We start from the raw sequence: 16170 nt of genomic DNA on the forward strand, positions 1-16170 counted from the left end.
AAACAGCCGGTTGTCCTTGCCGCTGCGGCCAGGATCGCTCGGCTTGCCGAGACAAAGCGGCTCCATCTTCGCCCATTGGCCGTCAGTCAAAACGAATCGTTCCATCCAAAGCTTGAATCACAGCCAACCACGAATGAGAATCCTGAATCCCAACAGACCCTAGTTGCTCTTCTGGAGCGCGGCCGTCTGCTTGGCGAGCTGTTTGTCGAAATCCTGTTCGAGGCCCGCCGCGTAGGTTGCGAGCTCGCCGGGCTTGACGAATGGGTTCGGCGCGCCGTCCTTCATTTGCGCGCGCTTCTGTTGCATGCCGTAGACTTCCGGATGCGGGCCGAGCAGCACGTCGATCTTCATCGCCTTGGCCCTGGCGAATGTCGACCGGTAGTCGTCGACGATACCGGGATGCGTCGGGTTGCCGACCAGCCTGTTGAGCGCGACGGTCCCGCTGCAGAAGAACAGCACATCGCGCTCCTGATTGCCGTCCTTGACGGTCATCTCCCAGCTCGTGCAGCCGGGTGAATGGCCGGGCGTCGCGTGCGCCGTCAGCGTGGTGTCGCCGAGCGTGACCTTGTCGCCTTCCTTGACGGCGCGGTCCACCTTCACAGGCGGGAAGCCGATGTCGGTGTTCTTCTCATCACCGGGATAGTATCCGCCTTCCAGCAAGGGCTTGTCGCGTTCGCCCGCAATGAGCTGCGCGCCAGTCTCCTTCTTGATCTCGGCAAAGCCGCCGGTGTGATCGAAATGCGCGTGCGTGTTCAGGATGTACTTGATGTCGCCGAGCTTGAAGCCGAGTTTGGCGATGTTGTCCTTGATCATGGCGGTGGACTGCGGAAGTGCGGTGTCCATGAGGATCAGGCCCTGCGACGTCTTGATAATGTAGACGGCGATGCCGTCGGTGCCGACGTAGTAGATGTTGCCGATCAGTTGAAACGGCTCGAACGGCGTGGTCCATTTCTTGGTGACCTGCGCCAGGAAATCCTTGACGGTTTGCGCCTGCGCGCCGGTTGCGAACAGCGCCAGGGCGCACAGCGCGGCTGTGAGCGTCCTCATGATTGCCTCCCTTTTGTTTTTATGGTGCGCAATGTAAAGCATTGATGCGCGATTTGAGCGGCCAGCTCAAGCATGATCTCGCTCGAGCCGACGCTGTGAGACTGCGTCCCGGTTGTCCCGACGCCCTTGAAGCGTGCGCGTTAGCGGCGAGCGCCGAAGGCAAACGGAGAAGCGCCGGGCAGCAAGGACGAATTGATGTCGCTGTCGATGCGCCCCGACTGTTGGGTGTAGCCCACGCCAAACGACAGGCTGAGATTCGACGCCGGCTGGATTTCGATGCCTGCATGCGCGCTATAGCCTGGCAACGTGCTGGACACGGAGTCGAAGGGAGCGAAGGGGCTGCCGATGCCGGTATTGTATTTCAAGGTGTCGAAGCCGGCATAGACCGTGAGGGGCAACCCGCCAGCGTTCTTGAAGCTGTAGCCGAACTGCACGCCCTCCGTATAGAGCGAGCCGAAATTGCCAAAGGATGCATACTGGCTGATGCCGCTCAAGCCTAGGGCGCCGCGTTCGCTGCCGACGAACCACCCGTTCGGGAAATTGTAGCGTGCATAGGAAAAGCCGCCGCCGCGAGCGTCACTGGCGTCAAAGCTCGGAAAGTTGCCGTATGCGTTCGAACTCTGGTCGACCGTCACATTGTCAAAGCCGAGGGGCCAGCCTGGAGTCCAATATGTCATGGGGGCAACTTGGCCGTGGGCCGTTTGTCCGCCCAGACAGAGCGCTGCTAAAGTGACCGCGAGACCTAATCTGCCTGAGAAAACTGACATTCCGCACTACCGCCAAGTGACCCTCAACTATACGCTCCGGATATCAAGAACGCCAGCGCGGCGCGGCCTGCTGTCGCATCATCAGATTTCGCCGCGATACGTCCGGTTTGGCACTGCGCATGTGTGTCGTTACCAGTGCGAGAAGCACCGCCTCACCACGTGGAAAACGGTCCCGCGAACGGCCGGCCCCAGAAAAGCTGGCGATCGCGTACGCGCGCGGAGGGATACTCGCTCGCCGGAGCGCGTCGTCGCATCTTGATTCCTCCCTGCGGCTCGCCGCTCATGAGGACCACGAATTCCGTTCCTTTGCCGGTTTCGGAGCTCGGCCCCTCGTCGGTGATGATCAAAGACGAACGCGGCGTTATCCCGGCGATGCGATCCAGTACGTCCTGCGGAATGACAATCCGGTCGAGCGCGGCCGTTGCGCCGGCTGGTTCCGTCTTCTTTGGCTCAACCTCGCGAGCTTTGCGGCCGCGTGCCGGATCGTGAGGTTCAGCTGTGCCGTCGTGCGGACGGCTGCTCTCCAGTGAAACAACACTCCATCGCACGCCGGTGCCGCCGTCGGTCGGCTCCATGGCAGTGAAGACATGTGTGCCGATCGAACGATCGGGGTCCTGGATGGTGACCGGGCTGTCCAGGACGGGCTCAAATGCTCGCCGGACGTAAAGCCGCTGGGTCTTGCGGCTGATCAGCACCGATACCGGCTCGAGCTCGCGCGCCGCCTGGCGTGCGGCCTCGGCTGCCGCAATCCGCGCATTCTCCGCGGCGACGGCGGCTTCGCGCGCCGCCGTGACGGCATCGAGCTTCGGTTGCAGCTCCGCCTTTGCCGCAGTCCATTGTTCCTGCAACTCGGCAATGCGTGTGACCGCCTGCGCCTTGGTGCGCTCGGCCTGTTCTTTTGCCTCAGGCGAAGTGGCGGAGCCAAGCGCAGCCTCGGCGCTGGCCAATTGCATCTCGGCCCTGCGCTTCAGATTGTCCGCAACGCGCACCGGCATCGATGCCTGTGTTGATTCCCGGTAAGCCTTCGCGGAGGCGAGCCTCGCCTGATCCGCCTTTCTGGCCGCCTCATCGGCTTCTGCGCGACGGGTGGCGGCCGAAGCGATGGCACCCGGCTTCGGCTGGAGCAGAGCCGGATGGGCAATCTCGATCGGCGCCATATCGGTTGGAGCCACGATCACCCGCAAGCCTATCCTTGTGTCGTCGAACAGACGCGCTGCGAAATCGAAAGGCATCCGCACGCAGCCATGGGATGCGGCATAACCGGGCAGGGGGCCGCCATGGAGTGCGATGCCCGACCAGGTGATGCGTTGCATGTGCGGCATGTAGGCGTCGTCATACAGGTTGGAGTAGTGCTCCGCTTCCTTCTGGATAACGCTGAAGATCCCGGCGGGCGTTTCGCGTCCTCTCTGGCCGCTCGACACCGGCGCGCGCAAGATCCAGCCATTGGCGTCGTAAACGGTGATCCGCTGGTCCTGGAGCGAAACGATGGCCATGATCGGTTCGCCGGCGATGCGTGACTGGACGGATTCGACCGAGCGCTCACTCCGGCCGCCCCTGGCGTCCGCAGGGTCTCCGGCCGCGATCAGCGCGGCGAGAGCGGCGATGACAAGATACGCTGGCTGCCGCCGTGTCTGGTTGCGCTTCCGTTTCACAAAACAGGGAATCATGCGCATTCCATCTGCAGCACCAGCCGGCCCGATCCGAACCCGTATGGTTCTTGGGACATTCGAGCGGCGCAATTAAGGAATTTGGCAGAGCTTGCCCGCGTCGTGGGAGCGCATGCTTGAAATATGGTTAGATCGTTCTCCCCTTCGACGCTCTTGCGTTTTTTGTGCGTTTCGCTGCGCCGCGATCGTAGCGCATGACCAGCCGGGTGCGCTTTTTCACATCCGCTTGCGCGTGGCGAACTTTCGTTCCGCCGTGGTGAGAAGCATATTCTTTGCCGTCGATCGGCGCCACATGCGGCGGATCTCGATCGAGATACGGTCGCCCGATGCCGAACTCCTTCCCGTGGGCGTCGACCCATTTCCAGAGGGTTTCAGTGGAAATCCATCGCTGCGCCCGTGTCGCGCCTTTGACGCTCACGATATCGGCGGCAAGCCCGTGGCCATAGCCGCCGCGCAAGCTTCCGCCATGGTACGACCTGTTGCTTGCCGCCTTCAGGCCGCTTGCGATCGATTGACGGTAGTCATCGCGGAACGCGCTGGTGATGCCGGGCGACAGCCCGGCTTGCTCGGCTGCGTAAAGCGCATGGAACAGTTTCAGCTTGAAGCCCCGGTCCATGCCTCCGATCACGTAGTCCATCATCGGCATGCCGGCTCTTTCCGCCGCCTTCGGATCCTTCCAGGTAAAGTCTGCATCGACGAGCCGGGTAAAGGTCCTGGTGACAGTCACCATTTTGCGCTTCTTCCGGACTGTCACTTTCCTCTGCTCATACACCTTGTTGGTGTCTTCCTTGGGCGTACGTTGGTAGAGCGCCCACAGGTATCGGTCGACGCAGATGTCCACGACCAGGCATTCGTCGAGAATTTCGATGCGGTTTGCGGCCTCCCTGCCGTCGTCGTTCAGGACCGGGTCAGGCGTGTTCGCTGTCGCCATCTGCATGGGCGGTGTTTCGGGCGGCACCATCTGCGACGCATCGGGCGGCGCAGCTTCGACGATCGGTTCCGCCTCAACCGAGGGCGCCGGCGCATCGGTAACGATCCCCTTCACCGACTCGACGGCCGCGGCCACATCTGCGGAAGCGACAACAGCGGCGGTTCCCGCTGCGGCTTCCTGTGGTACATCCGCGAGTTCGGCGTTGGTGGGAAGATCGACGTTGGTGGAAAGAGATGGTGCGGGATGATCCTCGATCGGCAGCGCGCCGGCGTTCTCGATGCTGGCCGAACCTAAGCCGCCGAGCGATGCAACGACCCAACCTGCGAGAACGATCGTTCCGCACAGCGCCGGCGCCACTGTCGCAAATTGCCGCGGGTTCATCCCGTAGCCTCCAAAGGGCTCCACTTGAGCCGAGTTACACAGCCAAGCATGCGACGGTGTTGATCTTTCGGATCAAGTTGTGGACGCACAATGGCGGAAAGTGCAGGTTGACACTTTTTCCTGGAACTGTTGCCCGGATGCAACGCGCTGCCGACGCGGCAAGCGATTTCGTCAGTTGGCAGGCGGCAGAACGCCGCGCTTTCAGACAAATACAAATTGGATTGTAGTTAATCGAAGCGCGGGAAACGGCAGCAACGCACTCACCTGTTACGGGGCAACGGCCCGCGCTTCCGCAAGGAATGGCTGGAGTGCCGGATTGAGATTGCTTGGCCGCCAGGCGACCACGTGCTCGATGGTCGGCGCTTTTTCAAGCTTGCGGTGGACCAAGTTTGCAATGCCGAACTGCCCCATGGATTGCGGCACCAGGGCAATGCCAAGGTTCTCCGCTACGAGATTCACGATTGTCTGCTGAAGTGCGACTTCGAGCCTGAACGTGGGCTCAAACCCGCCGGAACGACAATAGGCGACGATCGCCTCGCGCAGCTTCGGTGCGACGTCGGTGGGGACAGCTATCAGGGGCTCGCCATTGAGTTGCTTGGCCCGGACGACCTCATGGTCGGCGAGAGGGTGGCTGACGTGCACCGCCAAGCACAGCCGCTCGCGATAAATCGTCTGCGTCTCGAGGCCGCGAATGGGGCCCGGGTTGAACATGATGGCTGCATCGAACTGCCCGGCCAGCACAGCATCGACCAAAGTGGCGGGAACGACCTCCCGCAATTCGACGCGCACTCCCGGGTGATTGGCCATGTAACGCCGCGCCAGCCCCGGCAGGACGGTGTAGGCCGCGTGCATCATGAAGCCGATGGAAAGCTCGCCCAATTCGCCGCGCTCGGCCAGACGCGCGTTACGACAGGCCTGGTCGAAGCTGATCAGCACCGCGCGTGCGTCTTCCAGGAAGCGCCGGCCGGCATGGGTCAGCGTCGCGCGCCGTGAGTGACGCTCGAACAGGCGGACCCCGAGTTCCTTTTCCAGGGCTGCGATCTGCCGGCTCAGCGGCGGTTGGCTGATGTGGAGGCGCTCGGCTGCGCGCCCGAAGTGGAGCGTCTCGGCCAAGGCCACGAAGTAACGCATCTGCCTGATATCGATCATGATGCCGAAAAGGTATGGATGGGGGCGTCAATCGGTATTGGATGATATCAGAACGGCCGGATAGAGCTAACCGGCAATTTTGAAGTCAGGCTCTCCGATGCTCTCGACCCTCACCACCGTCCTCCCCATTTTTGCGCTCATCTTCGCAGGCTGGCTCACTCGCCGGCTCGGCGTCCTCGGCTCCCACGCGTCGGCGGAACTGAACCGCTTCGTGGTGTATCTTGCGCTCCCGGCCCTGCTCTTTGACGTCATCGCGCACGCGCAATGGACCGACGTCTGGCAGCCGGGCTTCATCGCGGCATTCGGCATCGGCGCGGCGCTGGTTTTCTGCCTGACAATTGCCGTTCGTCTGCGCCGCCCGCGACACCTGGCCGATGCCGCGATCGACGGCCTGAATGCAGGCTACGCGAATGTTGGCTTTGTCGGTTTTCCGCTGGCGCTGGTGGCGCTTGGCCGCGACGCATTGGCCCCGACCCTCATCGCCACGATCATCACGGTCTGCATCCTGTTTGCGATCGCCATCGTGCTGATTGAGGCCGGCCTGCAAACCGAAAAGCGACGCAAGCACCTTCTCATCAAGGTGGGCGGCTCGCTGCTTCGCAATCCCTTGCTTGTCGCGCCTGCGCTGGGGGCGATCGTTCCGCTCGCCGGGCTCAGTGTTCCCGCCCCAGCAGAAAGTTTCCTGAAACTGTTGGGTGGCGCAGCCTCGCCCTGTGCGCTTGTTGCGCTCGGACTGTTCCTTGCAGCCAAGCGCGAGACCACGGAGCAGGACATCGGATCGGCAGCTCTCCTCGTCAGCTTCAAGCTTGTCCTGCAGCCGGCCGTCACCTGGGTCATGGCGACCGCCGTGTTCGGCCTGTCACCGCTGCTCACCCATGTTGCGGTTCTGCTGGCCGCTCTCCCGACCGGGACAGGCCCTTTCATGCTGGCGGAGTTCTACCAGCGCGAGGCTGATATCACTTCCAATGTCATCCTTGTTTCCACTGCTGCATCGGTTCTGACCGTGAGCGGGTATCTCGCTTGGGCCGCTAGGGTGTACTCATAACGGCGCAGATGTCGGCTTTTGACGGCTAAGCAGACATCTTCGGCTCGATGGGCGCATTGCCGGTTTTGACTCTTTGCGGACAATCTGGGCTATCGAAGTGCAAGCACCAGCAGGACGTGGTCACGCCGCCCTACCCACGTCGTTCGATCCGGTGCAACCAGCAGCGCCGCTATCTCCTCAGCGTCAAGGAACGTCAGGCTCCGCTTCACGTAACGCTTGTGCGGCATTGAGAGAATGCGCTGGCAATGATATCCGCAGCATAATCGGGAGATACCACAATGCTCGCTTCGGCCCTCGATCTTATCGGGCGTACGCCATTGGTTGCGCTGGATCGGGTGCATTCCGGACCAGGTCGGATAGTTGCCAAGGCGGAGTTCCTGCAACCTGGTGGAAGCGTGAAGGACCGCGCCGCCAAGGCAATCGTGCTGGCAGCGCGGGAAGATGGGAGACTTAAGCCCGGCATGCCCGTAGTCGAGATGACCAGCGGCAACATGGGTGCGGGCCTCGCCGTGGTGTGCGCCGCGCTCGGGCATCCTTTCATTGCAACTATGTCAGCCGGGAATAGCACCGCACGCGCGCGGATGATGGAGGGATTGGGGGCAAGGGTTGTACTCGTCCCCCAGGTCGATGGGACACCGGGACAGGTGACGGGAGCTGATGTCGCCGCCGCCGCCGATGTGGCAGCACAAATCGCCCGTGATGGCGGCGGGTACTATGTCGACCAATTCAATGCATCTGAAGGTATCGTCGCGCACGAGACCACCACCGGTCCCGAGATACTGGAACAGTTCGGCGGACCCGTGGACGGCTGGGTCGCGGCCGTTGGCACTGGCTGCACCTTCATCGGCGTTGCTCGGGTGCTGAAGGCTGCCAATCCAGCAACCTTGTGTGCGGCGGTCGAACCGGAAGGGAGCGAACCCTTAGCGGGGAAGAAGGTCGAAAAAGCGCGACATATCGTGCAGGGCACCGGCTACGGCCTAGTTCCACCGCATTGGGACACCGGACTTATGGACCTGAGCCTGACGGTAACGGACGCCGAGGTCGAGTATTGGCACCGTCAGCTTGCGGTCATGGAGGGACTTTACGTCGGCTACTCTGCTGCCGCCAATGTCTGCGCCGCAGCGAAGCTACTTAGATCTGGTCGATTGAAGGTCGATGCGACCGTTGCCACTGTGCTGTGCGATACCGGCCTAAAATACTGACGCCGCCATGTCCACAAGTCAGCCGCTCGCTCGCTTTCAGGCCTTGCCGATTATGCCGACTACTAACAGGACAATCATGAGCAATTTCAATCGACCCTTTCAAGGATTCGGCATAATCGAGCTTACGGCACAATGAACTGGTCCGCCTTACAGCTTCGCAGATGACTTTGCTCGGCTTGCTGACTGCTTCCGGACCCGAAGCTGACGGCTCGATGACTCAGAGCGAACGTACCATGTCACTTTAATAGAATGGCGCCCAGAGCTCCCGCTCCGTATGGTGGGTTACTCCGCTAAGGAGCGGCTGCTGCAATCGCCTCAATCTCGATCACGAACTCCGGCCGGACCAATCCGGCCACCATGATCAGCGTGGTCGTTGGCGGCGCACCCGGAAATCGCCGGTCGCGCGCCCGTCGGTAGCCCTCCATATGCTCGCGTGCTGTAACGTACACGCTCAGGCGGACGACGTTAGCCATCGTCATTCCGTCTTCCGCCAAGATGGCCTCAATGTTCTTGAAGCAGATTTCAGCCTGTCCCTCGCTATCCGCGGGAATCTTACCATCAAGCTCGATGCCAAGCTGGCCCGCTGTGATGGTAAGCCGGTGGCCCGCTGGCACGGAATACCCGTGGCTATATCGCGCCAAAGGGGGATGGATGGTTGAGGGGGATAGTGTGCGCACGACGGTGATTCCTGGTTTTGGGATCGGCGCGTCCAGAGGTACTCGACGCTGAGGCGTTATGCCAGCGCCCAGCATTCATACCAGGCACGACGGTCCGCTTCTGGCCCGACTCGGACCTCCGGCGATGTCCGCTTTCGCGCCGCTCTTGGTGGCATAGCAGACCTCAAGCGTGCCCTGATCCGCAGCTTCCCGATTTATGAGTACACGCCCCTAGTCGTAAGCATCGGGCAGCGCGACTGTGAGGCCATTCGTATCAGCCCTTGCGCGTCACCGCTTCGTACGCGAGCCGTTTGAACTCGACGACAAATGGATGCCCCATCTCACGCTGTGCCATGATCAAGCCTGCGGTATTCGTTTTTGGCGAAATCCACCATTGGGTGCCACCACGCCCGCCCCAAAAGAGCTCGCCTCCCGCGTCCGGATGGTCGAACGCGGAAGGCTCCAGGATCAGCGCTCCCGCGAGCCCGTGCCCCTTGCCTTGAAGTTCTCCATAACCAGCAAAGCGTAGCCACACACCCTCAGGTAGCTGGTTGCTCATCATCAGCTTGATCGTGTCCGGCTTCAGCAAAGTCGGACCACCCGGCAGCAGGCTTCGAATGAGCTTTACCATGTCCGGCAAGATCGAGACCAACCCACTGCCGCCGCTCTGCCTCGGGAAAGCACGCAGATAAGCCCCCGGATATGGCGCGTCATCTGCGCGAGTAAGTCCCGGCTTCCTGGGGTCGACCAGGTCGGCACCGGCATAATAGGCGACGAGGCGATCGCGATCCGACACCACAAATCCGGTGTCCGCCATGCCAAGCGGGCCCCGAATACGCGATTGAATGAACGCATCGAAGCGCTGGCCGCTGATCACTTCGACAAGACGTGCCAGGACGTCGGTGGCCACCGAGTATTCCCATGACGTTCCGGGATGAAAAACCAGCGGCAGCTCGGCCAATACGTCCATCATTTCCGCAAGCGTGGTCGCCGGATTGAGTACTTTTCGCTCCTTGTACGCATTAAAAATCAAGGTGCCCGGGTCAAGAAGACCGTAGCTCAGCCCCGAACTGTGACTCAACAGATGGCGAATGGTGATCGGCCTGACAGCAGGCTCGGTCTGGTCCAATGACGTCGCGCCGGGGCGCAGCACGCGACGGTCCGCGAGCTGCGGAATGAACCGCTCGATCGGATCATCCAGTTGGAAGCGGCCTTCTTCGAACAAGAGAAGCGCGGCGCAGGATGTGATCAGCTTTGTGTTGGAGAAGACGCGGAATATGTGGTCGACCCGCAATGGTATCTGAGCTTCCTTGTCGGCCCAGCCAATGCATTGCACGTCTACCAAATCTCTGCCGACGAGCACTGCGGAAGAGAATCCAGCAAGAAGATTCTCGTCAACGTACCGCTGCATGGCAGCGTGGGCAGTCCGAAAGTCGTACCCGGTGGCTGTGACTTTCATGTCTTCCATGATTTCACCTCTATGGAGCCTGCAGCCGCCTCGAACGCTTCTTCGACAGGATCAAGCAGTGCCGTCGCTTTGCGGCGTCAAAACGACCCGAACGCGGTGCCGATTGCGATCACAGCGGCGAGAGCGATAACGGAGCTCACGATGCCGACCATCACAATGTCGAGGTAGCTTTTGCGATGCGTCAGGCCGCAGATCGCGAGCAGGCTCACGACGGCGCCGTTGTGGGGCAGAATGTCCAGCGTTCCGGCACCGATCACTGCGACGCGATGTAGAATTCCGGGATCAATCCCCGCCTGCGCGGCAATGCCCATGTAGGTTTGACCGAGCGCATCGAGCGCGATCGTCAAGCCGCCGGAAGCCGACCCTGTCAACGCCGCAAGCATATTTGTGGCGACCGCAAGCGACACCAGCGGGCCGCCCTCGATGCCCAACACCCAGTCCCGCACCATGTCGAAGGCGGGGAGGGAGGCAACGACGGCGCCGAAGCCAACGAGGCTCGCAACACTCAAGGCGGGCAGGACGGACGCATTGGCTCCGGCATCCATGGTTTGCCGCAGTGCAGGCAGTCGCGTCCAGTTGGAGAGGATGACTGTTGCGATTGCTGCCGCCAACGCGACGATGACTGACCAGACGCCGGCAACGGCTGATAGCGAGGTGTTCCCCCAGCGCTGCTCGGCCAGGAATGAGAAGTCGAGCCGCGGCAGGACGACGAGCGACATCAAGAGATTGATAACGACAACGACGATCAAGGGAAGGATGGCGTTGAAAACCGGGGCCGCCATTTCGCTGTGGTGCCCGTGGCGGATCTCCGCCGGATCGAATTCCCGCGCGGTCGCAGCCCGCCCGCGCAATCGTTCATCCTCGGCTGCAGATTCGGGAGGTGGCGATGGGGTGTCGCCGTAGCCCTCATTTGCGCGTCGCGCTGCTTTCTCGGCGCGATGAAGCCACCATAGCCCGATGCCGAGCATGATCATCGACGCGATAATTCCGAGGCCCGGAGCTGCGAAGGGCGTCGTACCGAAGAACGGCATGGGGATGGCGTTCTGAATCGACGGTGTTCCAGGCATCGCCGACATGGTGAAAGTGGAGGTGCCGAGAATGACCGCCGCGGGCACGAGGCGATGCGGAATCGCCGCCTTGCGAAACAGCGACTGGGCCATCGGAACGATCACGAAGAACGCGACGAAGAGGCTGACGCCGCCGTAAGTGACCAACGCACCGGCGAGCACGACGGCCAGAATGACCCGGCGCTCGCCCAGTGCTCGAGTGATGAAGTTCGCGACCGCGACGACCGCACCGCTGTCGTCCATCAGCTTCCCGAAGACGGCGCCAAGCAGAAAGATCGGGAAGAATTGTGCGAGAAATTCCGCCGCGCTGCTCATGAACGTCTGCGTCCAGTTGGCGAGCAGCGGCTGACGATCGAAGGCTGCGGCGATCAGCGCGGCGATCGGCGCGAGCAGGAGGACACTCCAGCCGCGGAAAGCAAGCCAGATCAGCAGACCAAGCCCGACAAGAATGCCGAGAAGCCCCATGGCCTCAGCACTCCGTCAGCAAGATGTCGAGATCGGCAGTCGAACGCACGCCGAGATCGGCGCCGTGCGTGTCGAGGAATTCATTGGCGGCTCGCCGCCCTTCCTCACGCAGCTTGGATGTGAACGCCCATTCGGCGTTGAGCTTTGATGACGCGCCGAACGCCGCAAGCATGTCGCTCTTGATCCGGTGCGTCTTCATCTGTGCCCAACGGGCGCCCTCGCCAGTACCGGGGTCGGCGACCTGACGAAGAAGCGCGATCATCCGCAGTTCCTTCGCCAGCGGCGAATTGAATGAAATCTCGTTGAGGCGGTTGAGGATCTCAGCGGCGGTGCGTGGCTGCTCCGGTCGCTCGGTCGGGTTGATCTGCACGAGGATGGTGTCGCGCGCATCGGTCTCGCGAACAAGCGGCGTGATCGTAGGGTTGCCTGCGTAACCGCCGTCCCAATAGGGCTCGCCGTCGATCTCGATGGCGCGGAACATCGTTGGCAGGCAGGCCGACGCCAGCAGGACATCCGCATTTATCTCCGCATTGCGGAAGATCCGTCCGCGACCGGTCCGCACCCGCGTGGCGGTGACGAAGAGCTTTATGGGCGCGCGAGCAAGACGCTTGAAATCGATGGCCCCGGCCAGTATCTCTCGCAGTGGATTGAAGCCGAGCGGATTGAGGTCGTAGGGCGACAGCACCCGCGACATCAAATCGGTGAAGAGATAGGCGGGAGAGGTGTCGAGCGACCATCGTCCCATGAGATGGTCGAGCGGCGAGCGTTGCAGCGGACTGAATGCAGCGGCTCGCGAGACGCTCCGCCAATATTTGTCCAAGGCGTCGCGTGCCCCGGCAGCGCCGCCCTCCGTCCAGCCATCCGCCAGGACAGCGGCGTTCATCGCCCCGGCGGATGTCCCGGATATGCCCGCAATCTCAATCCAGGGCTCTTCAAGTAGCCGGTCGAGGACACCCCAGGTGAACGCACCATGCGAGCCTCCGCCCTGGAGGGCCAGGTCTATCAGCACCGGGCTTCGGTTCATGAGCCCTCACTTCCGCGGCGTACGGGAGGCTCACTATGTCTTAGGTAGCGGGAACATGCGAGACAAACTTGTGGTCGATGTTTCCAGACCGAATTCGGTCGGCTGCAGATCGGGCTCTGTCAGCACGCAACTTCGGTAGCGCAGTCCAAGGCCAGGCCGCGCTCGCCCCACGGGCGCTAGTTTGGCCCAGTCCATTTGCGCCATTGGGTCGGATGAATGTCGGCGTGCATTCCGCCCGAACGATCGACCCAGTTGGCTCCGTCCCTGCGGCAAGGAAAAGGAAGCGCACGGACCATGCCATCATAATTCAATGTACAGATTTCCAGATCCTCGTCAGAGGGAGCTGTTGAAGCGGATTGCCATTCGGCTGAAACGGAATGCATGGTCAACCTCCAGCAATGTTGCAGGCGAGCACGTCACCATTTTCGCTCGGTCACGATGGCCAGATGCAGCTTCGCCCCTTCAAGCAGCAGTCGCCCGATCCTCCGTCCGGCTGCGATATATGAACGTAGCATGACAGAGCCGACGTTGAATGTGAACCAGTTCGCTATAATGCAACCGAGCTTTCAGAAAAACCGTCGCAACTGATCCCTGGATCGGACCAGGGGAAGATTTATTCCGCCGGGCGAGGTAATGGATCGGCCGACGGCTGCGCCGAAGCCGCTCTGACCTGGCGCGGCGGTCCCATCAGGACCGGCTGGAACAGCACGGCGGCGGCCATTGTGCATAGCAGCGCGAGCGCCATCATCTTGCCCATGCTCGACATGCCCGGATAGCTCGATGCCCACATGCTTCCGAACGCCACCCCGGTGGTCATGGCGCTGAAGATCACCGCGCGGGTCAGGCTGGATTGTAGCAGGCCTGTCTGCCCTTCGCGCCAGGCCATGATGTAATAGATTTTGAACGCGACGCCGACGCCCAGCAGCAGCGGCAAGGCGATGATGTTTGCAAAGTTCATCGCCGTGCCGGTCAGCGTGCAGATCTCCAGCGTGACTGCGCCGGCCAGCAGCAACGGTATCAGCGTCAACAGCACATCCGTGACACGGCGCAACGCGATCAGCAGCAGGATCGCGATGGCGCCAAGCGCTAGCGCGCCCGCTTCGATGAAAGCGTCGATGACTGTCCTGCCCGATTGATAGAGGCTGATCGCGGGGCCGGTGGCCGAAGGCTCCGCGGCCATGACCGCCGTCGCGAAGCCACGCATGACGCTGTTATCCTGGGCATTGCCTTTCGGCAGCGCCTCGACGCGGGCCCTGCCGTCGGGCAACAGCCAGTCGCGAACAAGACTGGCCGGAAGGTTCTGGATGGTCACCGTTTGCGGATCGAGGCTGTTCCGCAACTGGTTGAGATCGTGGTTCAACGGCTGGACGAACGCCAATTCGGCGCTTGCTCGCGTTGCGGCGTCGGCTTGCGCCAGGCGCGTCAGCAAATCGGAAACGCGTCGCGCCGCCTCAGCGCCCGGGCCGGTCGCGGTGCCCGCGACTTTCGAGAGATGTTGCGCGGTCGAGCGGATGGCATCCACGGTGTCGTTGTCCGTCGGCGCCGGATCGCGCGGCGGATTGAGCGCGCCATGGAGGCGTGGGGCAGCGGCCTTGATGACGGCAATCTTCTGATCCTGATCATCAGGAACAAAGCTGTTGAGCGTCATGGTGCGCGAGACCTCGGGCAGCGCCGCCAGCCGCTTGGCGATGCCGTCAGCTTCGCTCAGTGATGATGCCAGCACTTCGGCATCGTCGCCAGAGGTCAGCGGATTGCCCTGCAACTCGCGATAGGTCACGACCGATGCGGCGTGCGGATTCTGCAGGTTGATCGGGTTGAAATCAAACGGAAGGTGACGCAGCAGCGGCGTTCCGGCGAAGACCACAAGGATTGTGCCGGCGATCACCGCGATGCGATGCCGCTGCAGGAAATCATCCAGCGGCGCGAGGCTGCTGAAACCGACCGGCGCCAGTTCTCCGGGCGGTTTCAGCAGCGCCAGCATCGCCGGGACAAGCGTGATGCTGCAGAGGAAGGCAATCAACATTCCGCATCCGGCAATGAGACCCAGTTCGAACAGGCCGCGATAGCTGGTCGGCAGGAACGAGAAGAACGCCACCGCGGTGGCCGCGGCAGCCAGCGAGAGAGGGGCTCCCACCTTGCGCGCGGCCCGTCGCAGCGATTCCCGCAGATCGCCGCACTCATGCCGTGCGGAGCGGTAACGGACGCTGAACTGGATACCAAAGTCCACGCCCAGCCCGACAAACAGGACGAAGAATGCAATCGAGATCAGGTTGAAGGCCCCGACCATGACGATGCCAAGGGCAGCGGTGACGGCGAGGCCCACGATCACGCTGAAAAACACCGCGGTGACGATCTTCCACGAACGCAGCGCCAGCCACAATATGATCAGCGTTCCGAACAAGGCCGTCAACGTGTCGCGCAGCGCGCTTTGCCGGATCACCGAGAACTGGTCGTCGTTCATGGGCACCGTGCCGGTGAGCTGCACGTTGGCGCCGAACTTCTCGCCCAGTTTCAAATCGGCTGCGGCACGACGGATTCCGTCCGTCGCCTTGCGGCCCGGCTGCAACGCGGAGAAATCCAGGATCGGCTCGACCTCGATGAAGTGGCGCAATTGGTCCGCCTGCGGCTCAGAGCCCTGCACCAGCGCCCGCCACGAAAATGTCGCCGGCTTGCCGGCCAGCACGTCACTCAGGGTCTTGTCGGCAAGCGAGAGCGGCCACGTGAGCTGGTCAAGCTTGATGTCTCCGCCCTCGACGCCGTCGAGCGCATAGCCGAGCGCTTTCGCCACGCCGCGCAGGGTCGGATCGGCCGCCAGCGAGCCGATCAGAAAGTCGGCGCTCGACAATCCCGTGATCGACTTCTTGACGCTGGGCAGCGGTTCGAACAGGAGCCCGTTGCGCTGAAAGAACTCGCCTCCGTCCGGCTGGACAACCGCGCGGAACAAATCCGGATGCTTGGCGAGTTCCTGCGTCAGCGCGCTTGTCGCCGCTTCAGCGTTTTCCGGCGTCGGTGCCGAGACCACCACCAGGATTCCCTTGTCCGGAAATGCCTCGGAAAATGCCGACTGACGCTGACGCCAGGCAAGGTTGTTCGAGATCAGGTTGTCCGTGTCTGTCGTGATCGCGAAGCGCGTGACGTCATAGGCGAGAGCTGCGACCGCGAGCAGGATTCCGATGATGAGAACCCACCAGCGCCGCTGCGCACAAAAATCCACGACTCCGACGATTGCTGATTTCAACATGATGAATCGGCTTTCCCAACGCGCGTATCGCCCTCGGTCACGAACTACGCGTCAATGCTG

At 62.0% G+C, this 16170-nt stretch carries 12 protein-coding genes; 2 read left to right on the forward strand and 10 right to left on the reverse strand.

All coding sequences use genetic code 11. The features are described from left to right. Positions 1–159: 159 nt before the first annotated feature. From blaBJP to ACZYOF_RS19255, 5 genes are all read right to left on the reverse strand, one after another. On the reverse strand, positions 160–1047 hold the full coding sequence (gene blaBJP / locus ACZYOF_RS19235; RefSeq protein WP_463716749.1) for a BJP family subclass B3 metallo-beta-lactamase: 888 nt from the start codon (positions 1045–1047) through the stop codon (positions 160–162). 140 nt (positions 1048–1187) lie between these two features. Then, positions 1188–1814 (reverse strand): hypothetical protein, encoded by a 627-nt coding sequence (locus tag ACZYOF_RS19240; protein ID WP_463716750.1) that lies wholly within the window; start codon positions 1812–1814, stop codon positions 1188–1190. Positions 1815–1966: 152 nt separating this feature from the next. After that, positions 1967–3487 (reverse strand): L,D-transpeptidase family protein, encoded by a 1521-nt coding sequence (locus tag ACZYOF_RS19245; protein ID WP_463716751.1) that lies wholly within the window; start codon positions 3485–3487, stop codon positions 1967–1969. Positions 3488–3608: 121 nt separating this feature from the next. Next, positions 3609–4793, reverse strand: a complete 1185-nt coding sequence (locus ACZYOF_RS19250; protein WP_463716752.1) for a peptidase M15 — start codon at positions 4791–4793, stop codon at positions 3609–3611. Positions 4794–5060: 267 nt separating this feature from the next. After that, positions 5061–5924 carry a LysR substrate-binding domain-containing protein gene (locus ACZYOF_RS19255; RefSeq protein ID WP_463716753.1) on the reverse strand — a complete coding sequence of 288 codons (864 nt, stop codon included), beginning with the start codon at positions 5922–5924 and terminating at the stop codon, positions 5061–5063. 115 nt (positions 5925–6039) lie between these two features. On the opposite strand from ACZYOF_RS19255, the gene ACZYOF_RS19260 reads away from it, so the two are divergent. Beyond that, positions 6040–6987, forward strand: coding sequence for an AEC family transporter (locus ACZYOF_RS19260; protein ID WP_130577999.1), 948 nt, complete (start codon positions 6040–6042; stop codon positions 6985–6987). Between the two features lie 278 nt (positions 6988–7265). Then, positions 7266–8189 carry a PLP-dependent cysteine synthase family protein gene (locus tag ACZYOF_RS19265; RefSeq protein ID WP_463716754.1) on the forward strand — a complete coding sequence of 308 codons (924 nt, stop codon included), beginning with the start codon at positions 7266–7268 and terminating at the stop codon, positions 8187–8189. A 290-nt stretch (positions 8190–8479) separates the two neighbouring features. Here the strand turns inward: ACZYOF_RS19265 and ACZYOF_RS19270 are convergent, their stop codons facing one another. From ACZYOF_RS19270 to hpnN, 5 genes are all read right to left on the reverse strand, one after another. After that, positions 8480–8866 (reverse strand): RidA family protein, encoded by a 387-nt coding sequence (locus ACZYOF_RS19270; RefSeq protein ID WP_245475802.1) that lies wholly within the window; start codon positions 8864–8866, stop codon positions 8480–8482. A 253-nt stretch (positions 8867–9119) separates the two neighbouring features. Next, positions 9120–10313: a serine hydrolase domain-containing protein gene (locus ACZYOF_RS19275; protein WP_463716755.1), complete on the reverse strand. Its 1194-nt coding sequence runs from the start codon at positions 10311–10313 to the stop codon at positions 9120–9122. A gap of 77 nt (positions 10314–10390) precedes the next feature. Beyond that, the gene (locus ACZYOF_RS19280; protein ID WP_463716756.1) at positions 10391–11845 is read right to left on the reverse strand and encodes a GntP family permease; all 1455 of its coding nucleotides are present in this window, start codon (positions 11843–11845) and stop codon (positions 10391–10393) included. Between the two features lie 4 nt (positions 11846–11849). After that, positions 11850–12869, reverse strand: a complete 1020-nt coding sequence (locus ACZYOF_RS19285) for a patatin-like phospholipase family protein (RefSeq protein ID WP_463716757.1) — start codon at positions 12867–12869, stop codon at positions 11850–11852. Between the two features lie 613 nt (positions 12870–13482). After that, the gene (gene hpnN, locus ACZYOF_RS19290) at positions 13483–16110 is read right to left on the reverse strand and encodes a hopanoid transporter HpnN (protein WP_463716758.1); all 2628 of its coding nucleotides are present in this window, start codon (positions 16108–16110) and stop codon (positions 13483–13485) included. Between the last annotated feature and the right edge of the window lie 60 nt (positions 16111–16170).

The organism is Bradyrhizobium sp. LeoA1Lang, from assembly GCF_055413685.1.